The organism is Bradyrhizobium sp. GW821-FHT13H05, from assembly GCF_058804065.1.
The window spans coordinates 914,217-936,263 of record NZ_JBXAPO010000003.1; the positions used below are offsets into that span (position 1 = coordinate 914,217).

The following is a 22,047-nucleotide window of genomic DNA, read 5'->3' on the forward strand; positions in this document are numbered from 1 at the left end:
ACCGGCGTCGCAGCTCGCCTTCGATCAGGGTCGTGCAGGCGAGCAGCCGGAGCCAGACTCGTGTTTGAGCCCTGTACTCGGCCTCCTGATCCGCCCCATTCCTGGTTGAAACGGGCGTCGACTCCTTTGCGAGTGCCAATCGAATCTCCCGGGCTTCGTGGCCATTTGAAAGCTGGTGCAGCTCTCGTGGACGCTTGCAAGATAGTTCGTGCCAAAAGTAAATTCAAGGCTGAGCGCGATCGGCCCTGAATCGGCGCTGCGGTGTGCCCAATTTGCACTGAATCTCCAGATCGGCGCTGTGGAGACGGGCTTGTGGCCCGTGGTCCTTGCAGAACCGCCTTGACAATGCGCGCGCCGAGGAAATATTTTATGCTTAAAATAATTTCGGTGAAAGCTCGGCACACGGCGCGACGCGCGAAAGCGAGGGATCATGCGCATAGTCTGTATCGGCGGCGGCCCGGCCGGTCTCTATCTGGGCCTGCTGATGAAGCGTCGGCATCCGGAGCACGTCGTCACCGTCGTCGAGCGCAACAAGCCCTACGATACGTTCGGTTGGGGGGTCGTGTTCTCCGATGCCATGATGTCGGCGATGCGCCTTGCCGATCCCGAGAGCGCGGCCGAGATCGAGGACGCCTTCAATCACTGGGACGATATCGAGCTCGTGTTCAAGGGGACGCGCCAGCGCACGACCGGCCACGGCTTCATCGGCATCGGGCGCAAGCATCTGCTCAACATTCTCCAGAGGCGCTGCGAGGCGCTGGGTGTCGAGCTCGTGTTCGAGCGCGAGGTCGAGTCCGATCTCGATTTTCCGGATGCCGATCTGATCGTCGCCTGCGACGGCGTCAATTCCAGGATCCGCGCCCGCTATGCCGAGCAATTCAAGCCCGACATGGTGATCCGGCCGAACCGCTTCATCTGGCTTGGCACCAAGAAGGCGTTCGACGCCTTTACGTTCGATTTTCAGAAGACCGAGCACGGCTGGTTCCAGGCACATATCTACAAGTTCGATGCGGAGACCTCGACCTTCATCGTCGAGACCACGGAAGAGGCCTACAATGCCCATGGGCTTGGCGAGCTCGATCAGCAGGGCTCGATCGAGTTCTGCGAAAAAATCTTCGCCGAGACGCTCGATGGCGCGAAGCTCCTGACCAACGCCCGCCATCTGCGCGGTTCGGCCTGGCTCAATTTCAGCCGCCTGATCTGCGGCAAATGGAGCGTGTTCAACGGCAAGTCCCATGTCGTGCTGATGGGCGACGCCGCGCACACCGCGCATTTCGCCATCGGCTCCGGCACCAAGCTCGCGCTCGACGACGCCATCGAGCTGGCCAACCAGTTCGATCGCCATGGTCACGGTCGTGACAGCATCGAGACCGTGCTCGACGCCTACGAGGAAGTTCGCCGTGTCGATGTGGCACGCATCCAGAATGCGGCGCGCAACGCCATGGAATGGTTCGAGGTGGTCGGCCGGCGCTATGCCGACACGCTCGAGCCGCCGCAATTCTTCTATTCGATGCTGACACGCTCCCAGCGCATCAGCCACGAAAACCTGCGCCTGCGCGATCGCACCTGGCTGGAAGGTTTTGAGCGCTGGTTCGCCGAACGCTCGGGCATCGCCGTCAAGGACGGCGAGCGGGTGCCGCCGCCGATGCTGACGCCGCACCGTGTGCGCGGCCTTTCGCTTGCGAACCGCATCATGGTCTCGCCGATGGCGATGTATTCGGCGCAGGACGGGCTCATCGACGATTTCCACATCGCTCATCTCGGCGCGCGCGCCATGGGCGGCGCCGCGCTGGTCTTTGCCGAGATGACCTGCGTTTCGCCGGATGCGCGGATCACGCCGGGCTGCCTCGGGCTCTGGAACGATGCGCAAGCCGCGCAATGGCGCCGGCTGGTCGATCTGATCCACAGCCTGGGGCACGCCAAGGTCGGCATCCAGCTCGGCCATGCCGGACGGAAGGGCGCGACCCGGGTGCCCTGGGAAGGAATCGATCAGCCGCTGGCTTCAGGAGATTGGCCGCTGATCTCGGCCTCGGCCTTGCCGTATCTGCCGCACAGCCAGCTGCCGCGGGCGATGGACCGTAGCGACATGGACCGCGTGCGCGACGATTTCGTCGCGGCGACACACCGTGCCGCTGCCGCCGGCGTCGAGTGGCTCGAGCTGCATTGCGCCCACGGCTATTTGCTGTCGAGCTTCCTGTCGCCGCTGACCAACCGGCGCACGGACGAATACGGCGGCAGCCACGAGAACCGCGCACGCTTTCCGCTGGAAGTGTTCAAGTCGATGCGCGCGGTGTGGCCGTCGGATCGGCCGATGTCGGTGCGCCTGTCGTGCCATGACTGGACCGAAGGCGGCAACATTCCGGCCGATGCGGCGATCTTCGCCGCGATGTTCAAGGAGGCAGGCGCCGACGTGATCGATTGCTCCTCGGGGCAGGTCTGGAAGGAGGAGCGGCCGATCTATGGACGTCTGTTCCAGACGCCGTTCGCCGATTTGATCCGCAACGAGGTCGGCATCGAGACGATCGCAGTCGGTGCGATCTCCGAGGCCGATCACGCCAACTCGATCCTCGCGGCCGGCCGCGCCGACCTCTGCGCCATTGCGCGGCCGCATCTGGCCGACCCGGCCTGGACGCTGCACGAAGCCGCGCGCATCGGCATCACCAAGGTGGAGTGGCCGAAGCAATATCTGTCCGCCAAGGGGCAATACGAAAGCAATCTGGCGCGCGCTGCCGCGGCAGCCGCGCAGTGAGCGGAGGAGGGATCGGATGAGCTCCGTTGCAAAGGTCATCAAGCGCGACTGGCTGGACTGGCCGTTCTTCGAACAGCGCCACCACACGATTGGTGAGCGGCTTGACCGCTTCGTCGAGTCGGGAGTGCTCGACACAATCGATCACGACGATGTCGATGGCGCCTGCCGCAAGCTGGTGCGCGCGATGGGCGAGGCGGGGGTGCTCGATTGCGCGGTTGCGGCGCCCGACGGCGATGCGACCACGATCGATTCCCGCTCGATCTGCCTGTCGCGCGAGTCGCTGGCCTACGCCGACGGCCTCGCCGATTTCGCCTTCGCCATGCAGGGCCTTGGCTCCGGCGCGATCGCGCTCGGCGGCTCGGCGGAACTGCGCAAGGCCGTGCTGCCCAAAGTTCGCTCCGGCGAATGGCTCGCGGCCTTCGCGCTGTCGGAGAAGGAGGCAGGATCGGATGTCGCGGCGATGTCCTGCACCGCGCGCGCCGACGGCAACGACTACGTCATCGACGGCGAGAAGACCTGGATCTCCAACGGCGGCATTGCCGACGTCTACACGCTGTTTGCGCGAACCGGCGAGGCGCCGGGCGCCCGTGGCATCTCGGCCTTCGTCGTCTTTCCCGATGATCCCGGCTTCAGCATTGCCGAGCGCATCGACGTCATCGCGCCGCATCCGCTGGCGACGTTGCGCTTTACCAATTGCCGGATCCCGGCGAGCCGTCGCCTCGGCGCGCCCGGTGGCGGGTTCAAGCTTGCGATGCAGACTCTTGATATTTTCCGCGCATCGGTTGCGGCCGCTGCCCTCGGTTTTGCCCGGCGGGCGCTCGACGAAGCCCTGTCGCACGCGCGCAGCCGGCACATGTTCGGTGCGACGCTCGGCGATCTCCAACTGACCCAGGCCGCGCTCGGCGACATGGCGACCGACACCGACGCCGCCGCGCTTCTGACCTACCGCGCGGCCTGGCGCCGCGACGTCCAAAAACTTCCGACGACGCGCGAAGCTGCCATGGCGAAGCTGACCGCCACCGAGACCGCGCAGCGCGTCATCGACCGCGCTGTCCAGATGTTCGGCGGCCGCGGCGTGCGCAAGGGCGAGATCGTCGAAAGCCTCTACCGCGAAATCCGGGCGCTGCGCATCTACGAGGGCGCGACCGAGGTCCAGAAACTGATTGTCGCGCGCGATCTCCTGAAGCCGCGCTGAGAGGATTGAGAATTCGACATGAGTACGATGACAAAGCCGGACGCCGGCGCGACCAGCGGTTTGCAAGTGCTTCAGCCCAGCGGCTGGCCGCAGCCGAAGGGGTATGCCAACGGCATCATGGCCGAGGGACGCCTGGTCGTGACGGGTGGTGTCGTCGGCTGGGACGTCGCCGGGCGGTTTGCTGATGGATTTGTCGCGCAGGTCCGGCAGGCGCTCGAAAACATCGTCGCGATCCTGGCAGAGGGAGGCGCGCGTCCGGACCATCTCGTGCGCCTGACCTGGTACGTCGTCGACATGGACGAGTACGTGTCGAATCTGAAAGCGCTTGGCAAAGCCTACCGCGAGGTCATCGGCACCCATTACCCCAGCATGGCGCTGGTGCAGATCGTGCGTCTCGTCGAGCCATCCGCGCGCGTCGAGATCGAGGCGACGGCCGTCATCCCGCGCTGACGAGGGCGGTGACCGGCAACGCCGCGGCCATTGTCAGAGGACGACATCCCGGTTGACGTTCTTGTACAGGAGATAGACCGACTGGTTCGAGCCGGTGGGATAGAATTGCTGCGGACAGAACGATCCCATCCAGATGAAGTCGTCGACCCAGATCTCGTGCCAGCTGTCGCCGAGATAATACAAGCCCTGGCCCTCCAGCATGAGCAATCCGTGCTCCATGATGTGGGTCTCGACCGCTGGAAAACAGACGCCGGGTTGGAAGAACATCAGGTTCATCTCGAAATCGAATCGCAGATCGCCCATCGGCAGCAGGTGCTTGAAGCCGCGCCCCTGTAGTCCGGTATGGTTCGTCATCGGCATCGATTGCTGCTGACCGATGACAACAGGCGGTGTCGCGATGCCTTCAGCTGTTTCATAACGTTTCTTGACCGCGATGACGCGAGCGGGCGCAGCGGGATGGCAGTGCATCGTGAAAGAGGTGCCCGGCGGCACATAGGCAAAGCCGCCTGACGTCAGTGAGGTCGGGGCTTCGGTGCCGACGCTGATGTCGACGGCTCCCGTCACGACGTAGAAGAAATGCTGAAGATCCACGCAGATCGGCTTGGCGGTGCCGCCCGAGGGCTCGATTTCCAGCATGAACTGGGCAAACTCGGCTCCGAGCGTCGGCGCCGCCAGAAAACGCACAGTCGTGGACGACCACGCCGGCAGCCGGCTCTTCAACACGCCTTCAGGCGGCATGAACGCGAAATTGCGGCCGACGACCGCGCGGCTGTGGCCGATCGCACCAGGACGAACGACGCCGGGTTGGGCAGGCAGATCGGTGGGGTGCATCTGGGAGTCCTTGGTCAACTCGCAACAGCGGAAGACCGGAACGTTGCGACGCGGGCGAATGTGGTTCTGTTTAAACCGGCTTCTTCAGTTTGATAGATGAGAGCGAGATGTACCGCAACGGCGGCCGGCCATCCGCCATATTCTGGTTGACGTGTAAGCATTCAGAGGTTGTATTTAGTCCTTCAAGCATGAGTTGCGGGAGAGGAGGAAGCCCACCTGTCACTCCGCGCGACCGCATGAGTGATGACGCCCTGTCCGGCAGGACCAAAGGCGAGTGAGGTGAGGTCATGGTGATCGCGTCAACCTGGGACATTGAGAGGGCCGACTATCGCGCCATCGTCAACGAATGGCACGTGGTCCGCCGGAGCGAGGAGGTCGTGGAAGGCGCCATCGTGCCGGCGCGCCTGCTTGGCGAGGATATCATCCTGTGGCGCCATGACGGCGAGGTTCATGCCTGGAAGGACTATTGCCGTCATCGCGGTGCGCGCTTGTCGCTCGGCTGGGTGAAGGACGGTTGCGTCGTCTGCCCCTACCACGGCTGGGAATACGGCAGCGATGGAGCCTGCCGCCGTTACCCGGCCCATCCGACGACCCGGCCGACGAGCCGAGCCACGGCATACCGCCATCACGCGGTCGAGCGGTATGGATACATCTGGGTCTGCATGGGCAATCCCGTCGCCGCTGTTCCTCCGTTTCCCGTTTGGGAGGATGCGACCTATCGCAAGGTCCAGGCCGGGCCGTATTACTACAAAGCAAACGCCCTTCGCGCCGTGGAGAACTTCCTCGACCCCGCGCACTTTCCGTTCGTGCACGCCAACCTCAATGGCAACCCCGATGATCCTGACGAGCTCGTGGATTACGATGTCGCGTTGACGGATGAAGGTTTGCGCACGAGCGAGATCACCTTGTTTCAGCCGTACGGCGATCATCGCGGCATTCCGATCAATGCGGTCTATCGATACTACTGCTTCCGCCCGACGACGGCCTATTTCAACAAGGAGACCGGCGAGGTTGAGCGCTTCTGCACGTTCCTCGCCGTCACGCCGGTCGATCTGGAAAATTGCGTGCTGCATCTGACCGCCGCCGTCAATTATGGCTTTGATGTTCGCGCCGAGCAGATCGTGTCGCGCATGGACAAGGTGTACGAGCAGGATCGCGTGATCGTCGAGTCGCAACGCCCGAAGACTTTGCCGCTTCATCCCAAGGACGAGATTCACCTGAGAAGCGATCTTCTCGGTGTGGAGTATCGCCGCTGGATTCGTGCCTTGGCGGGTGAGGGACCCATGCCGGATCGCGCGCAAGAGCCGGCGGACGAGGGCGCGGTCGCAAACTGAGTGATCGGGCGAAGCGCAATGCGCGTGACGTTGAAGACGGCACTTTGAGTGCGGCGGCGCTCAAACGTCCACCGCGTAAAATAACATCATGTTAGGTTTATCGCATAACTGGGTAATTGTGTTAGCCCGGCGATAGCCTATTGTCGCGATCAATCAGACACCTGTCGGCAGTGACAAACGCTTGCGGAAACTCTGCAGAGCGCGCGGAGAGTGCTGCCCAATTTCCAGCGAAGCCCGTCAACGGGACGTCAGAAAACCCAGTGGAGGAATTTTCAGATGACCGCGATCCAACACATGAGTCAGTCCAGGAAGGCTGCTGCCAGCGGCTGGATCGGGTCGGCTCTCGAATATTATGACTTCTTCATCTACGCGACTGCCGCCTCGCTGATCTTCCCGCAAATCTTCTTCCCGTCGGAGAATCCCACCGTCGCCATCGTCGCGTCGCTGGCGACCTATGGCGTCGGCTATGTGGCGCGTCCGATCGGCGCCTTCGTCCTCGGACATTGGGGCGACACCCATGGCCGCAAGACCGTTCTCATCGTCTGCATGTTCCTGATGGGCATCTCGACCATGGCGGTGGGTATCCTGCCGACCTATCAGCAGGTCGGCATCCTCGCACCGATCCTGCTCGTCATCCTGCGCCTCGTGCAGGGATTTGCCGTGGCCGGCGAAATCTCCGGCGCGAGCTCGATGATTCTGGAGCACGCGCCGTTCGGCCGGCGCGGCTTTTACGCAAGCTTTGCGCTCCAGGGCGTGCAGGCCGGACAAATTCTCGCCGCCGCCGTCTTCCTGCCGCTGGCGGCCTATATGCCGACCGAGGCCTTCAACAGCTGGGGCTGGCGCATTCCGTTCCTGCTGTCCTTCTTCGTCATCATCGCGGGCTACATCATTCGCCGCGAAGTCGACGAGACCCCGGCCTTTGCCCGCGAGGGCGAGCGGGGAGAAACGCCGCGGGCGCCCATCGTCCAGGCCATCAAGCTGAGCTGGCGCGACATGCTCAGGGTCATCTGCATGGCGCTGATGAACGTCATTCCCGTGGTTGCGACCATCTTCGGTGCGGCCTACGCGGTGCAGCCGGCCTATGGCATCGGCTTTGCCAAGGACGTCTATCTCTGGATCCCGGTGCTCGGAAACATGCTGGCCGTGTTCGTCATTCCGTTCGTCGGCCATCTCTCCGACAAGGTCGGCCGCAAGCCTCCGATCATCGTGGGCGCGCTGCTCTCCGGCCTGCTCGCCTTCGGCTATCTCTATGCCATCAGCATCAGGAACGTGCCGCTGGCGATCCTGCTGTCGCTGCTGATGTGGGGCGTGGTCTATCAGGGCTACAACGCGATCTTCCCGAGCTTCTACCCCGAGCTGTTTCCGACCCGCACCCGTGTGTCGGCAATGGCGATCTCGCAGAACATCGGCACGACCATCACCGCGTTGCTTCCGGCGCTGTTTGCGATCGTGGCGCCTCCCGGTTCGCCCAACATTCCCTTGACGGTGGGGGCGATCGCCTTCGGCATCACTGTCATCGCGGCCCTGGCGGCTGTCACGGCCCGGGAAACCTATCGCGTCAGCATCGACGATCTCGGCAATCCCAAGGCCGTTCCGATGCCGCGGGCCGACTATGAGCGGCAGCGCGCGGAGGCGGCGAGCGGTGCGGCCGCAATTCCGACCTGACGGAAACGCAAGGAAGCCGCCGCTGCGATCGATGATGGTTGCAGCGGCAAGGCTCCACGCATGACAAGGCTCGACGCGTGACGCGACAGCCTGCTCGAACTCTGTGCGCGCGAGCGCGATCATCATGAGGTTGCTGAATGAACCCCGTCGTCGTTGCCGTCGCCATCACCGGCTCCGTTCCGCGCAAGAAAGACAATCCCGCGGTCCCGATTCTGCCGTCCGAACAGATCGAGTCGACGCACCAGGCCTTCGAAGCCGGCGCCACGCTCGCCCATATCCATGTTCGCAACGACGACGAGACGCCGTCCTCCGATCCCGCGCGCTTTGCGCTGGTGCAGGAGGGGATCAAAAAACATTGTCATCGAATGATCGTTCAGTTCTCGACCGGCGGGCGCGGCCGCGATCCCTCGGCGCGGGGATCGTCGCTCTATCTGAAGCCCGACATGGCCTCGCTGTCGACGGGATCAGTGAACTTTCCGACCATCGTCTACGAGAACAGTGCCGCTCTGGTCGAGACCCTTGCCACCGGCATGAAGGCGAACGGCATCCGGCCGGAGATCGAGATCTTCGATCTGTCGCATCTGCACGGTGCCCGCCGTCTGATTGAGGCGGGGCTGATGGACACATGTCCGCACGTGCAGTTCGTGATGGGCGTCAAGAACGCGATGCCGGCCGACGAGCATGTCCTCGACATCCTCCTCGGAGAGTTGAGGCGGCTGATCCCGAAAGCGACGTGGACGGCGGCCGGGATCGGACGCCATCAGGCCGAGGTCATGGGCTGGGCGCTTGCGCGTGGCGCCGATGCGGTTCGCACCGGGCTCGAGGACAATATCAGGATCGACAAGACGCGCCTCGCCGCCAGCAATGCGGAGCTCGTGACCATCGCCGGCGAGGCCGTCGCGCGCCACGGCCGGCGCGTCGCGACCGCGGCCGAGGCGCGATCCCTGCTCGGGCTCGCGGGGTAGGGGCTACTGCCTCCTCCTGACATGCTCCCGGCTGCCTTCTGCTATTCGGTGGCCGGCGTTCCCGTGCGCTGAGTCTCCGGATAAGACAGGTGTCTCAGGCGCCATCTGCGCCTGCCGGGCAGGCGACGAGTGGAATGCGATTCCTGAAATCTGACAGCAGGCTCATCGGGGTCCTGCTGGTGCTGGCAATCACCCAACTCATCGGATGGGGAACGATCGGCCTTCCGGCCGTCATCGGGCGTGACCTTGCGGCCGATCTCGGCCTGAGCCTGCCGGCGGTGTTCGCGGGAAGCTCGGTGCTTTACGTCACCATGGGGCTGTGTGCGCCCTGGCTCGCCAGGGCGTTTGCGAGGCACGGCGCCCGCAAGGTGATGATGGTGGGCACCGTGGTGGCCGTGCCGGGCTACATCGTGCTGTTCTTCGCACGGGAGCCAATCCTCTATTTCGCGGCCTGGGTGATCCTCGGCATGGGCGGCAGCGCCACGCTGTCGACCGGTGCCTATATCATGCTCAACGAAGTGGCGGGGCGGCAGGCCAAGAACGCCATCGGTGCGCTGATGCTGGTGACCGGTCTCTCCAGCAGCATCTTCTGGCCGACCACCTCGTTTCTCAGCGGCTATCTCGGCTGGCGCGGCACCTGCCTCGTCTACGCCGCCATGCTGATCCTGGTCTCGCTTCCGCTCTATGCCTTCGGTGCGCCGCGCCGGAAGGTCGTGGAGGACGAGGGTGGGGAGGCTGCAAAACCTTCCGATGCGCCCGCGATTCCCAAGGGTACGTTCAATCTCGTCGTCATCGCGATCACGCTCAACGCCTTCGTCAATTTCGGCCTCGGCGCCGTCCTCATCGAGCTGCTGCGGGCCGAGGGTCTGGCGCCGGCCCAGGCCATCGCCTTCGGCTCGATGCTCGGCGTGATCCAGGTCAGCGCCCGCGGCCTTGATTTCCTCGGCGGCGGCCGATGGGACGGAATCACGACCGGGCTTGTCGCCGGCACGACGCTGCCCGTCGCCATGCTGCTCCTGATGGTGAGCGAGGGGGCGACCTGGGCGGTCGCGGTCTTCATCCTGCTCTACGGCGCCGGCAGCGGCGCGATGGCGGTGGCCCGCGCAACGATCCCGCTGGTGTTCTACGACCAGGCCGAATTCGCCAAGGCGATGTCGATGATCGCGCTGCCGCTCAATCTGGCATCCGCCATCTCGCCGCCGCTGCTGGCTGCGCTGCTCACCCAGTTCGGTAGCCGCGGTGCGCTGGGCCTGACATTCGTATTTTCCTGCGCGACGGTGCTGATCCTGGTCATGCTCGGCCGCCGCCGGCCACAGGTGGCCACGGCCGGCGCAACCTGAGTTCGACGCGGTAATCTTCGCGACGCGGAAATTCGCCGCCGCAGGGCCGCGCCCGCCGTAGGGGCGGGGATGCCCGTATGCCGTCAGTGCAGTGCTCGGAACCGCAAAATAGTGTATCCGCAGGGAGCGCGGCCCGCTTGTCGCCGCCGCGCCAAGATCCAGTTCCCCGGAGGAAACTTACATGTCGGCCTTGCCGCTCTCAGGCATCAAGATCCTTGACCTCACGCGCGTCCTTGCCGGACCCCTGTCGGCCCAGATGCTGGGCGATCTCGGTGCGGAGGTGATCAAGATCGAACGGCCGGGCACCGGCGACGACGCGCGCGCCTTCGGCCCGCCTTACCTGACCGATCCCGAGGGCAAGGCGAACAACAACAATTCCTTCTATCTCTGCGCCAACCGCAACAAGAAGTCGGTCACCGTCAACATCGCCAAGCCCGAGGGGCAGGCGATCATCCGCGAGCTTGCCAAGGACGCCGACGTCTTCATGGAGAACTACAAGGTCGGCGATCTCAAGCGCTACGGCCTCGACTACGAAACCATCAAGGCGATCAACCCCGGCATCATCTACTGCTCGGTGACCGGCTTCGGCCAGACCGGACCTTACGCGCCGCGCGCCGGCTATGACGCCATCCTCCAGGCGATGGGCGGCCTGATGAGCGTCACCGGCCACATCGACGGCGAGCCGGGCGAGGGCCCGATGAAGGTCGGCCCGTCGATCGTCGACTACATGACCGGCATGAACACCTCGATCGGCATTCTCTCGGCGCTCTACCATCGCGACGCCAATGACGGGCAGGGCCAGCACATCGACGTCTGCCTGTTTGACACCGTCATCGCATCGCTGTCGCACTGGCTGCAGATCTACCTCGTCAACGGCAAGATGCCGCCGCGCCGCGGCACCTGGGGCAATGGCGGCATGCCGGCCGGCGTGTTTCGCTGTACCGACGGCGAGCTGATGCTGGTGGTCGGCAATGACGGCCAGTTCCAGCGCACCTGCGCCGTGCTCGGCGAGCCCGAGCTCGCCAATGACAAGCGCTTCGTCAAGAACAACGACCGCGTCGTGCACGGCAAGGAGATCATGGCGATCTTTGCCGGCCTGTTCCTGAAGCAGCCGGTGGCCTACTGGCTGGACAAGCTGGAAGAGGCCGGCGTGCCGTCGGGCCCGATCAACAATTTCGAGCAGGTCTTTTCCGATCCGCACGTCCAGTCGCGCGGCATGCGGGTGAAGGTCGACCATCCCTTCGAGCCCGATCTGTCACTGATCCGCAACGCGCTGACGCTCTCGGGCACCCCGATCGAGAATTACCGCGCCCCGCCGCTGCTGGGCGAGCACACAAAGGAAGTGCTCGGCGGCAAGCTCGGCTATGATGCAGGGAAGATCGAGCAGCTGAAGCAGCAGGGGATCATCTGATCGCATGGCGGGCAAGACCATCATCACCTGCGCCATCACCGGCAACCTGACCAAGCCCGAGCAGTCGCCGTATCTGCCCATCACGCCCGAGCAGATCGCGACGTCCGCGCTGGAAGCGGCTGAGGCCGGCGCCGCCATCGCCCACATCCATGTGCGCGATCCCGCGACCGGGCGGCCGTCGATGTCGATCGATCTCTACCGCGAGGTGGTGGAAAAAATCCGCGCCCGCAACAAGAGCCTGATCATCAATCTCACCACGGGTCCCGGCGGGCGCTTCGTGCCCTCGGTCGAGGATCCCAAGCTCGCCGGCCCAGGCACCACGCTGATTGCTCCCGAAAAGCGTGTCGAGCATATCGAGCTGCTCAACCCCGACATCTGCACGCTCGACCTCAACACCATGAATTCCGGCGGCGAGGTCGTGATCAACACGCCGCGCAATGTCCGCATCATGGCCGAGCGCATGACGGCGGCCGGCGTGCTGCCGGAGATCGAGCTGTTCGATTCCGGCGACTGCCACCTGGCGCGTGACATGTTCGCCGACGGCACGCTGAAGGGACCGGGGCTGTTCTCGCTGGTGCTCGGGGTGAAATACGGCTTCTCCGCCACGCCGGAGACGATGTTCTATGCCCGCAGCCTGCTGCCGCCGGGCGCGATCTGGTCCGGCTTCGGCATCGGCCGCGCCGAATTCCCGATGGTCGCGCAGGCGTATTTGCTCGGCGGCCACGTCCGCGTCGGCATGGAGGACAATCTCTATATGTCCAAGGGCGTGCTGGCCAAGACCAACGCCGAGTTGGTCGCGCATGCCGCGGGCATCTTGAAGAGCCTCGGCGCGACGGTCGCGACCGCGACTGAAGCACGCGCGATGCTGGGACTTTCTTAGGCCGAACTATTGGTCACGAAGCACTAGTCTCTGAGCCAATCCGACAGCCACTTTGGTTTTGGACCGTCGGACTGCCGTCCCATCTCGCCTTCAGGCTTCCCCTTGGCTCCCTCGACCAACGTTGTCTGGGCCCCTGTCGCGGTGCAGAACAGCAAACAAGAATTGAAAAAGGCCACGAGCCACTCGGGCCAAACCGAGAGCTTGGCGGCCATAGCTGCCGCGCCGTAAGTTACTAGAAGCGATATTAGAAATGGGACGAGCGGAGAGCGAACTCCCGCAAGTGAGCGTATGGTGTTCGTTACCACGATAATAATCGTCGTTGCCCCGGCGAACGTACCCAGAGTCGCCACGGTAAAAAAATCTTGCGCGTTCATCTAGCCCTCCCAACACAATTTTCTGATGGGTCCCTCATCAAGTTCCTGTTCCAAAAAAGGATCGAGTCTGTACGCCAAGTTGACGCAAGATTGTCTTCCATCTCCCGCGACCACGATTCCAATCCAAACAGGCGCAGGCGGGTCGCGCACTTCATTTTCCAAGTCGAGGGTCACCCAAGATCCGGAGTCTGATTTCTGACTGAAGGAAGCATTGAACAGCGGCCAAGGGATGCACCAGAAGTACCACCTCCGTCTTGGTGCCTCGATGATGCAGGTCGCAAAGCTTCTCTGGATGTTGTCGCTGTCCAAATTGTAAGTTGTTCGGGGATATTTGATTTTGCCCGCGGATTTTCGAGAATAGCCACCAACACGCTTCACGAGCATTTTGGAAGTGCAGGCATTCTCCACCTGTTCGACAGTCGCTACTTCAACTTGCCGCAGCTTCCCAGGCCCCTTCATGCAATCGTGGCCGTGCAACAAAGTTATGTCAGGATCTCGCTTCGCAGCAGCCGATGTATGCGTCCCAAGGTGAAAAGGAAGCCTCAGATTTGGGCAACTGCTAGGAATGACGTGGGCGCAAGTCAACATATAGGTGGCTTGGCTCGTTTCAATCATTCCAGCAACAGTTCCGCGTTCTTCCGAATGCTTGCAACTTCGCTGCGCCTTGAACGAAAAGGGCTTTGCAATCTCGACCCCGACCCCCAGCCATTCCCGAATTTGAAGGAGAAAGCTCTCAAAACGTTCGGGTTCGTTAGTGCCGATTTCCACAATCCATGGGAAGCGACTGCCGCGGCGTTCGCGCCAGTCGAGATAACGAAGTGAAACATCGTAGACGACGTTGCCTGAGATTTGGCGCGCAATGAAGCCTGCCGCGTCCGATGCGCGGCCAAACAATAAGAGTTGCTCTGATCTCAATTGAATTTCGCGATCAATGATCGAGGCGGTCGATCCGAGGTCCGGGTCGTCTTGTGATCTTGGGTTGGTGTCAGGAATCGGTGGCGTCTCATAAAACTGCTCTCCACGAAGTAAAAATTCCCTGCGAGAGCGCGCAGCCTCTGCTGCATCCGCGAAGGTAGCAAGAAACAGGCGTTTGCTCGACCGCGTTCCCTCTTCTCTGACAAGTCCCGCAAGAATTCCAGCAGTCAGAGTTTTGCTTATATAGTCAATCAATTCCGAGCAACGAGCGAGCCAGAGAAGCGGAGCACTGCTTCTCGAAATTGACCGCCAAATTACTAGCGATCCGAGACCGAGAGTAACAATCAGTAGAACAGCGAGCGTAAAGGGAAGCGCGGCTGTGAATAGAAATACCACGAGTGCGCTGAGAAGGCTGAAAGCCCAGACGAGAAAACCGCCAAGTAGGCCAGCAAGCCAAACGACAAGGCTTGCAATGAAGATTAGCAAGCCAGAAACCAAGCCAAATATAGACTTGATGACTCCGACTATAAAATCAAACATCAAACAAGAATACACCTATAACGGGAGAATGTCTATAGTATGCCGTTTTCAGTGTAGCGCCTTCTGATCAGGAGGTGGCACGAAGAAGTGCGCGATCCGTACGGGCGAAGATCAATGCCGAGCTAGTCACCCATGCCGCGGGCTTTCTCAGAAGTCTCGGTGCGACGATTGCGGCCGCAGAAGACGCGCGATGAGAGTTATGCCGACACCGGATCGCTGGACATAGGCTGGTGACACCAGCATGACGCTGGTGCGGCCTTGCCTGAGGCTTGCGCGCAATCCCCAGATAAACCCGGTCCGTACACACACAGGCTTCCGCTTCGCGCGCGACTCAGATTCGATCACTCCATTGGGTCGGGAGAGAGCGCATGTCCTATACGATCGGGTTTCAGGCCAAGAACCAGAAGGCAATTCTGGCAACCGAGGCGGCCACGGCCAATCAGGCGGTCGCCATCATTGCCGCATTGCGGCAAAGCGCCGACGAAATCAAGTTCATCCGCTCGCCGCAGGAAGGCGACATGGGCATCGAGATGCTGCTGCTGCTTGCCAAGGAAGAGGCCGAGGAGATGCCACAGCGGGCATAATTCCGGCCGAGCGACCACACTTCGACCAGAAGCGAAGCATGCCCGCTACGGAATAATGTAGTCAGGCCCCAGTCTCGCTTGAACCGAAGGTGGCCGCCCATGAAACGCGAAGCGCTCCGCGTCGAACCGATCTCGTCCTTTCTCGATCGCTGGAAGGCGCCGACCTCGCCGGTCACGCGCGCCGGCAACATGATCTTCGTCGCAGGGCTCCCGCCCTTCGACCCCGAGACGGGCGAGATCGCCTCGGCGCCGATCGAGCGGCAGAGCGAGATCATCATGGAGCAGATGAAGCTGTGCCTTCAGACGGCCGGCGCCTCGCTCGACAACGTCATGAAGTGCAACGTCTACTGCACCTCGACCAAACACTTCGCCGTGTTCAACGCAGTCTATGCCCGCTACTTCCCGGTCGATCCGCCGGCGCGGATTTTTGTCGTGACGCCGGAATGGTTCGGCCCCTTCGACGTCGAGATCGACTGCATCGCGATGACCTAGAGCCCTGCGTATTGCAGATTGGCAACACTTGCATCAAGACATCACTTGTCATCCGGGCGAATGACGCGCGCGGTGTGCGTTCCCCTTAAGCCTCATCCATCGCTGGTCGACTCTCGGGTCGAGGGATGGAAGGGGCGCGAACGATGTCTTGTCGAATTTTACTGAAGCAGTTGCTTGCAGCCGCGGGCATTCTCTGCGCCGGCCTTGCCGGCGCGCACGCTGCGGACATGGCGCCGCGCTACACGAAGGCGGCCGCAGCGGCGGGCGCGGCCTGGGACTGGTCGGGATTTTATCTCGGCGCCGATATCGGCGGCGCCAGCCAGACCACATCATCGGGGCGTTCGGAGTTCTTCGAGGCGCAACCCGGCAGTCCTAATCCGGAGTCGCAGGCGCCCTCGTCCTCGGGCGTCATCGGCGGCGTTCATCTCGGCTACAATTGGCAGATGGCCCATGTCGTGCTGGGCGTCGAAGGCGACTGGCAATGGACGCAGGCCAGCTACTCGTTCTGTCGCAAGACCGATTCCGTCAGTCTCCCATGCAGCGATAACGGTTTTGGCTTCGTCAACGTCCAGAGCGAAACGCGCGGCATCGGCACCGTGCGCGGCCGCCTCGGCTACGCGTTCGATCGCGTTCTGGTCTACGGCACCGGCGGCGTTGCGTTCGCGGATCTGCGCGGGTCGATCACGGCCGACTGCCGGGCCGCCGGGTGCGCGGCCGACGGCACGAGGAACCTGAGCACCGCGAATTTCTCGACGTTGAAGACCGGCTGGGTCGCAGGCGTCGGTGCGGAGCTGATGCTGTCGCCGAACTGGATCGTGCGGTCCGAATATCTGCACGTTGATGTCGCGGCGTCCGACACGCTCAATCTCGCGCCCGTGAATTGCGCCAGCCCCGGCCCGTGCGGCGCATCCTGGTCGCGCAACCAGCGCTACGACATCGGCCGGGTCGGCTTCAGCTACAAGTTCGGCGGCGCCAACCGGATGAATTGATCGCATAGACCTGCGCGATCCAACTCAACCCGGCCTCTGGCCGGGTTTCTTTTGAGCGCGTGAGGACGCGCTAACGCGCCGCCACCTTTGACGGCGCCTTGGTCTCCATCCGTCCCGCCGTCAGCGCCATCGTCGCCACGCTGACCACGCGCGCGACCACGTCCTCGACGTCGTCGAGGTCGCATTTGCCGTCCGACAGCTTCGTCAGCCGTTCGCTCTCGCGGATGGTGTGGTGCGCCATCGCGAGCGCGAAGTTCAGGCCCCAGTAGATGTCGACGTCGCTGCGGTCGGGCAGGGATCTGCGCATCGCGCCGGCGAATTTGCGCAGATGGTCGATCTCGCGGTTCTTGATGCGGCGGATCGGCGGCACGGATTCGATCGAGGCGCGGATCATGAAACGCGCCGCAGCGGAGCGCTGGTTCTCGGGGCCAAGGCAGCCGCGCAAGGTCGGTCCGACCAGCGCGTGCAAGATCACCTCGATCGGCGCGCGGCCGCCGCCTTGCTCTTCCGCCGCCTTCAACTCGCGCAAGCGTTCGCGGTTGGTTGCGATCGAGCGGGTGACAAATAATTCCGCGATCAGCTCGTCCTTCGAGCCGAAATGATAGTTCACCGCCGCCAGATTGACGTTCGCCTCCGCGACGATGTCGCGCAGCGTCACGTCACCGAAGCCGCGATCGGCATAGAGCCGTTCGGCGGCGGCGAGAATGGCAGACCTCGTATGATCGCTGGCCATGGAAGCCCTCAGGGAGGGGAGTTGCAATTCAAACAGTTGTATGAAACTATCGTTTGAAGGCCGGGAAAAGTCAATCCGCATGATGGAATTGCGCCGCACCAAACGGCGCGGGTTCCACGCCGCTCACAGCACGCAGTCCGAATGGTGCTTGCGGGCCGCGCGCGGTGGGAGGACAGTCCGGCGCAAAAACGATCAGCGAGAGAGCAACGAGGAGCGTCCCATGGATTTCGATCTGTCCCCCAAGCAGAAGGAATGGCTCGACCGCGTGCGGTCCTTCATGGCCAAGCACGTGCGCCCGGCGGTGCCCGTTTATGACGAGCAGGATCGCACCGGCGAGCGCTGGAAGGTCATCCCGGTGCTGGAGGACCTCAAGAAGAAGGCGAAGGCCGAGGGCCTCTGGAACATGTTCATGCCGCCGAACGAGCATGAAGATGACGAATTCCGCGGTGCGGGATTGACCAATCTCGAATACGCGCTGCTGTCGGAAGAGATGGGCCGCATCACCTGGGCCTCGGAAGTGTTCAACTGTTCCGCGCCCGACACCGGCAACATGGAAGTGTTCATGCGCTACGGCTCCAAGGAGCAGAAGCGCAAATGGCTGCGTCCACTGATGGACGGCGAGATCCGTTCCGCCTTCCTGATGACGGAACCGGCAGTGGCCTCGTCCGATGCCACCAACATCGAGACCAGCATCAAGAAGGACGGCGACCACTACGTCATCAATGGCCGCAAATGGTGGTCGTCAGGCGTCGGCGATCCCCGTTGCAAGATCGCGATCCTGATGGGCAAGACCGATTTCAACGCGGCCAAGCATCAGCAGCAGTCGCAGATCCTGGTTCCGCTCGACACATCAGGCATCAAGGTCGAGAAGATGCTGCCCGTGTTCGGCTTCGACGATGCGCCGCACGGTCATGCGCAGGTTCTGCTTGAGAACGTGCGGGTGCCGAAGGAGAATATCCTGCTCGGCGAAGGCCGCGGCTTCGAGATCGCGCAGGGCCGCCTCGGCCCCGGCCGTATTCACCATTGCATGCGCACCATCGGCAAGGCTGAGGAGGCGCTGGAGAAGATGGTGAAGCGGCTCACCTCGCGCACCGCATTCGGCAAGAGGATCGTCGAGCACTCCGTGTGGGAGCAGCGCATCGGTGACGCCCGCACCAACATCGAGATGACGCGTCTGCTCTGCCTCAAGGCCGCCGACATGATGGACAAGGTCGGCAACAAGACCGCGCAGGCCGAGATCGCCATGATCAAGGTCGCGGCGCCCAACATGGCGCTGAAGATCATCGACGAGGCGATCCAGTCGTTTGGCGGCGCGGGCGTCTCCGATGATGCCGGCCTTGCCAAGGACTACGCCCACATCCGTACCCTCCGTCTCGCCGACGGTCCGGACGAGGTACACAATCGCGCCATTGCAAGGTTGGAGGTTCGGAAGTATGCCAACTCTCCCAGTCATTAGAAACGGGAGAGAGCGCATGGCGCTCTCCACTCCGTCATTCCGGGATGGTCCGTAGGACCAGACCCGGAATCTCGAGATTCCGGGTTCGCCTCTTTGAGGCGCCCCGGAATGACGGACACAGGAATTAAGGGAGCGTCACCGTGGCTGACGGCGTCAGGAAAGACGAAGAGTTCTCGGGCACCAAGCCGGTCGAGGAGCGTCATCGCTTCGACGAGATGCGGCTCGAAGCCTGGATGCGCGACAACGTCGAAGGCTATGAAGGCCCGCTGGTCGTGGTCCAGTTCAAGGGCGGTCAGTCCAATCCGACCTACCGGCTCAATACGCCGAACCGCTCCTACGTGATGCGCAGAAAGCCGTTCGGCAAATTGCTGCCGTCGGCGCATGCGGTCGATCGCGAATATCGCGTCATCGCAGCCCTCGGAAAGCAGGGCTTTCCGGTCGCGCATGCCTATGCGCTGTGCCAGGATGACAGCGTCATCGGCGCTGCGTTCTACATCATGTCGATGGAGGAGGGCCGGGTGTTCTGGGATCCGGCGCTGCCGAGCCAGGACGCGGACGCGCGCCGAAAAATCTTCACCAGCAAGATCGAGACGCTGGCCAAGCTCCACATGTACGACCCTGTTGCGATCGGCCTCGGCGATTTCGGCAAGCCCGGAAACTATTTCGCGCGCCAGATCGACCGCTGGACCAAGCAGTACCGGGCGTCCGAGACGCAGCACATCCCGGAGTTCGAGAAGGTCGCCGAATGGCTGCCGCGGACCGTGCCTGAACAGGCACGCGTCTCGATCGTCCATGGCGACTACCGCCTCGACAACATGATTTTCCACCCGACGGAACCGCGCGTGCTGGCCGTGCTGGACTGGGAATTGTCGACACTCGGCGATCCCATGGCCGACTTCACCTATCTCTTGATGCAATGGGTCATGCCGGGATTGCAGGGCATCGATCTCAAGGCGCTCAACATCCCGAGCGTGGAAGAGGCCGCCCAGATCTATTGCAACGTCACCAAGATGAGCGTGCCTGATCTCAACTGGTACTTCTCCTACAATCTGTTCCGCCTCGCGGGCATCACGCAAGGAATCGCCGGCCGCATCCGCGACGGCACCGCCGCCAACGCCAAGGCGCTGGAATCAGCCAAGCGCACCGTGCCGCTGTCGCAGGCGTCGTGGGAGTACGCGCAGAAGGCGGGGGCGGTGTAAGCCGCTCTCGTGTCCCGGACGCGGTGCAGCACGAAGTGCTGCTCCGCAGAGCCGGGACCCAGTCACGTTGCCAAAGTATTCAGCTCATCCGTAAGATCGCGCCAATCCGGATTGAGGTCTTCGATTAACTTGAGCTTCCAAGCGCGCCGCCAGCGCTTCAATGAATGCTCGCGTGAGCGTGCCTCGAGGACTGACTCGAAGGTTTCGAAATAGACCAGCAGAGTCACGCCGTGCTCGCGCGTGAAGCCGGGCACGAGCTTGGCCTTGTGCTCGGTCATTCGACGAGCGAGGTCGTTGGTGACTCCAACGTAGAGAGTGCCGTTTCGCTTGCTCGCGAGGATGTACACGAAGTAGGGCATGTACGCGCAGCCAACGCTGACGATGATGCCTCCAAAGTTGCATTTTTCGATGCCGTCGCCAAGTGTTCGGGGTCCCGGCTCTGCAGTGCGGTACTGCGCACCGCACTGCGTCCGGGACACGAGACCTGAGTTCTTCGCGCCTGCGCCTTTGATCGCTCTCTCGTGTCCCGGACGCGCTGCAACGCGTAGCGTTGCTGCGCAGAGCCGGGACCCAGTCCGTTGCCGAATCCGGTTACCCCTTCACACAATGCGCGATCAGCTTCTCCACAAACCCCGCGCACTTCTCCAACTCCGCCATCTCCACAAACTCATCCGGCGTGTGCGCTTGCGCGATCGACCCGGGGCCGATCACCACTGACGGAATATCGGCGATGCTGGCAAACAAGCTCGCTTCGGTGCCGAAGGCGACCTTGGCGTGGTCGTTGCGGCCCGCAAGGCTCTTGGCGAGCGTGACGATGGTCGCGTCGGCTGCGGTGTCGAGTGCGGGATAGTCGAGGATCTCCTCGAAATCGATGCCGCAGTCCGGATGCCGCGCCTTCATCGCGGGCTCGATCTCGGCTTTGGCCCAGGCGACGATCGCATCCGTCACCTCGCGCGACTCGGTGATGCCGATGCCGCGGCATTCGAAATCCACCGTGCATGTATCAGGCACGATGTTGAGCGCGGCGCCGCCATGCACGATGCTGGTCAGCAGCGTCGAGTGCGGCACGTCGTAGAGGCTGTCGGTCGCGCGCACGGCTGCGAGCGCGACGGCGCGGCGGCGGATCTCGACGATCAGCTCGGCGGCATATTCGATCGCGTTGACGCCGTCGGGGGCGATCGAGGAGTGGCGGGCGAGACCGCGGAAGGTCGCGCGCACGCCGTGCTTGCCCTTGTGGCCGATGATGACCTTCATCTCGGTCGGCTCGCCGATGAAGGCGCCGATCGGCTTGATCCGTTTCTTGGCGACTTCGCCGAGCATCGGCCGCACGCCGACGCAGCCGATCTCCTCGTCATAGGAGATGGCGAGATGAATTGGCGTCGCGAGCTTCGCCTCCAGCATCTCTGGCACCATGGCGAGGCAGACCGCGACAAACCCCTTCATGTCGGTGGTGCCGCGGCCATAGAGTTTGCCGTCGCGCTCGACCAGCTTGAACGGGTCGTGGCTCCAGTCCTGGCCGACGACAGGCACGACGTCGGTATGGCCGGAGAGCACAAAGCCTGGCCGGTCCTCGGGCCCGATCGTCACCCACAGCGAGGCCTTCTGCCCTGTTACGTCGGTGATGCGCTCGCCCTTGACGCCGAGGAAAGCGAGATAGCTCTCGATGTGGGTGATCAGGGGCAAATTGGTGCGATCGCTGATGGTGTCGAAGCCGACGAGGTCGGCGAGAAGCTGGCGGATGCGATCGGGTCGTGAGCTAGGGAAAATCGGGTTGGGCATTGTCATTTCTTGTCGGGGGAGAGGGAGGCTGAGGTTGCCTGCATGAACCATACCAACGTGGCGGCCGGTGGTGCAAATCAACACCGGCCCGTAGATGGGGTAACGGGCCCCCCGGCCTTCCATCCAAGCCGCGCTCGCTACGGCGCAATTTGATGGCGCGCGTCGC

General features: G+C 62.9%; 20 protein-coding genes. 14 read left to right on the forward strand and 6 right to left on the reverse strand.

The genetic code is table 11. The features are described 5' to 3' along the window. Positions 1–430: 430 nt before the first annotated feature. Genes AC1RR3_RS13210 through AC1RR3_RS13220 form a run of 3 tightly spaced genes read left to right on the forward strand, consistent with a single transcriptional unit; the run spans position 431 to position 4,394 of the window. Positions 431–2,749: a bifunctional salicylyl-CoA 5-hydroxylase/oxidoreductase gene (locus AC1RR3_RS13210; RefSeq protein WP_492823085.1), complete on the forward strand. Its 2,319-nt coding sequence runs from the start codon at positions 431–433 to the stop codon at positions 2,747–2,749. Positions 2,750–2,765: 16 nt separating this feature from the next. Further along, the gene (locus AC1RR3_RS13215) at positions 2,766–3,944 is read left to right on the forward strand and encodes an acyl-CoA dehydrogenase family protein (protein WP_492823087.1); all 1,179 of its coding nucleotides are present in this window, start codon (positions 2,766–2,768) and stop codon (positions 3,942–3,944) included. An 18-nt stretch (positions 3,945–3,962) separates the two neighbouring features. Further along, positions 3,963–4,394, forward strand: coding sequence for a RidA family protein (locus AC1RR3_RS13220; protein WP_492823089.1), 432 nt, complete (start codon positions 3,963–3,965; stop codon positions 4,392–4,394). 33 nt (positions 4,395–4,427) lie between these two features. Here AC1RR3_RS13220 and allE read toward each other — a convergent pair whose 3' ends face one another. Beyond that, a complete protein-coding gene (gene allE, locus AC1RR3_RS13225; protein WP_492823091.1) occupies positions 4,428–5,225 on the reverse strand; it encodes a (S)-ureidoglycine aminohydrolase in 798 nt (265 codons plus the stop codon). Between the two features lie 287 nt (positions 5,226–5,512). On the opposite strand from allE, the gene AC1RR3_RS13230 reads away from it, so the two are divergent. The 6 genes from AC1RR3_RS13230 (at position 5,513) to AC1RR3_RS13255 (ending at position 12,820) form a co-directional block, all read left to right on the forward strand. Further along, entirely contained in the window at positions 5,513–6,559 is a 1,047-nt protein-coding gene (locus AC1RR3_RS13230) for a Rieske 2Fe-2S domain-containing protein (RefSeq protein WP_492823093.1), read from the forward strand. Between the two features lie 276 nt (positions 6,560–6,835). After that, positions 6,836–8,224, forward strand: coding sequence for an MFS transporter (locus tag AC1RR3_RS13235; RefSeq protein ID WP_492823095.1), 1,389 nt, complete (start codon positions 6,836–6,838; stop codon positions 8,222–8,224). Between the two features lie 137 nt (positions 8,225–8,361). Continuing rightward, positions 8,362–9,189 carry a 3-oxoadipate:acetyl-CoA acetyltransferase gene (locus AC1RR3_RS13240; protein ID WP_492823097.1) on the forward strand — a complete coding sequence of 276 codons (828 nt, stop codon included), beginning with the start codon at positions 8,362–8,364 and terminating at the stop codon, positions 9,187–9,189. Between the two features lie 134 nt (positions 9,190–9,323). Further along, positions 9,324–10,529, forward strand: coding sequence for an MFS transporter (locus tag AC1RR3_RS13245; protein WP_492823099.1), 1,206 nt, complete (start codon positions 9,324–9,326; stop codon positions 10,527–10,529). Positions 10,530–10,710: 181 nt separating this feature from the next. Further along, positions 10,711–11,940, forward strand: a complete 1,230-nt coding sequence (locus AC1RR3_RS13250) for a CaiB/BaiF CoA transferase family protein (protein WP_492823101.1) — start codon at positions 10,711–10,713, stop codon at positions 11,938–11,940. Positions 11,941–11,944: 4 nt separating this feature from the next. Next, positions 11,945–12,820, forward strand: coding sequence for a beta-keto acid cleavage family enzyme (locus tag AC1RR3_RS13255; RefSeq protein WP_492823103.1), 876 nt, complete (start codon positions 11,945–11,947; stop codon positions 12,818–12,820). A 23-nt stretch (positions 12,821–12,843) separates the two neighbouring features. Here AC1RR3_RS13255 and AC1RR3_RS13260 read toward each other — a convergent pair whose 3' ends face one another. After that, positions 12,844–13,194 carry a hypothetical protein gene (locus AC1RR3_RS13260; RefSeq protein WP_492823105.1) on the reverse strand — a complete coding sequence of 117 codons (351 nt, stop codon included), beginning with the start codon at positions 13,192–13,194 and terminating at the stop codon, positions 12,844–12,846. Next, on the reverse strand, positions 13,195–14,649 hold the full coding sequence (locus tag AC1RR3_RS13265) for a hypothetical protein (protein ID WP_492823107.1): 1,455 nt from the start codon (positions 14,647–14,649) through the stop codon (positions 13,195–13,197). It lies immediately after the preceding gene. A gap of 368 nt (positions 14,650–15,017) precedes the next feature. On the opposite strand from AC1RR3_RS13265, the gene AC1RR3_RS13270 reads away from it, so the two are divergent. The 3 genes from AC1RR3_RS13270 to AC1RR3_RS13280 all read left to right on the forward strand — a co-directional run bounded on the left by AC1RR3_RS13270 (position 15,018) and on the right by AC1RR3_RS13280 (position 16,714). Beyond that, positions 15,018–15,233 (forward strand): hypothetical protein, encoded by a 216-nt coding sequence (locus AC1RR3_RS13270; protein ID WP_492823109.1) that lies wholly within the window; start codon positions 15,018–15,020, stop codon positions 15,231–15,233. 99 nt (positions 15,234–15,332) lie between these two features. Continuing rightward, complete coding sequence (locus AC1RR3_RS13275; protein ID WP_492823111.1) at positions 15,333–15,725, forward strand: RidA family protein; 393 nt, start codon at positions 15,333–15,335, stop codon at positions 15,723–15,725. Between the two features lie 170 nt (positions 15,726–15,895). After that, a complete protein-coding gene (locus tag AC1RR3_RS13280) occupies positions 15,896–16,714 on the forward strand; it encodes an outer membrane protein (protein ID WP_492823113.1) in 819 nt (272 codons plus the stop codon). Between the two features lie 70 nt (positions 16,715–16,784). On the opposite strand, the gene AC1RR3_RS13285 is transcribed toward AC1RR3_RS13280, so the two are convergent. Continuing rightward, positions 16,785–17,447: a TetR/AcrR family transcriptional regulator gene (locus tag AC1RR3_RS13285; protein WP_492823115.1), complete on the reverse strand. Its 663-nt coding sequence runs from the start codon at positions 17,445–17,447 to the stop codon at positions 16,785–16,787. 220 nt (positions 17,448–17,667) lie between these two features. Between AC1RR3_RS13285 and AC1RR3_RS13290 the strand changes: the two genes are divergently transcribed. Together AC1RR3_RS13290 and AC1RR3_RS13295 are read left to right on the forward strand one after the other, a co-directional pair. Next, on the forward strand, positions 17,668–18,903 hold the full coding sequence (locus tag AC1RR3_RS13290) for an acyl-CoA dehydrogenase family protein (RefSeq protein WP_492823117.1): 1,236 nt from the start codon (positions 17,668–17,670) through the stop codon (positions 18,901–18,903). A gap of 140 nt (positions 18,904–19,043) precedes the next feature. Further along, entirely contained in the window at positions 19,044–20,102 is a 1,059-nt protein-coding gene (locus AC1RR3_RS13295; protein ID WP_492823119.1) for a phosphotransferase family protein, read from the forward strand. A gap of 62 nt (positions 20,103–20,164) precedes the next feature. Here the strand turns inward: AC1RR3_RS13295 and AC1RR3_RS13300 are convergent, their stop codons facing one another. Together AC1RR3_RS13300 and argE are read right to left on the reverse strand one after the other, a co-directional pair. Next, positions 20,165–20,461 carry a GIY-YIG nuclease family protein gene (locus AC1RR3_RS13300; protein WP_492823174.1) on the reverse strand — a complete coding sequence of 99 codons (297 nt, stop codon included), beginning with the start codon at positions 20,459–20,461 and terminating at the stop codon, positions 20,165–20,167. 232 nt (positions 20,462–20,693) lie between these two features. Next, positions 20,694–21,881, reverse strand: a complete 1,188-nt coding sequence (gene argE / locus AC1RR3_RS13305) for an acetylornithine deacetylase (RefSeq protein WP_492823121.1) — start codon at positions 21,879–21,881, stop codon at positions 20,694–20,696. Positions 21,882–22,047: the final 166 nt, after the last annotated feature.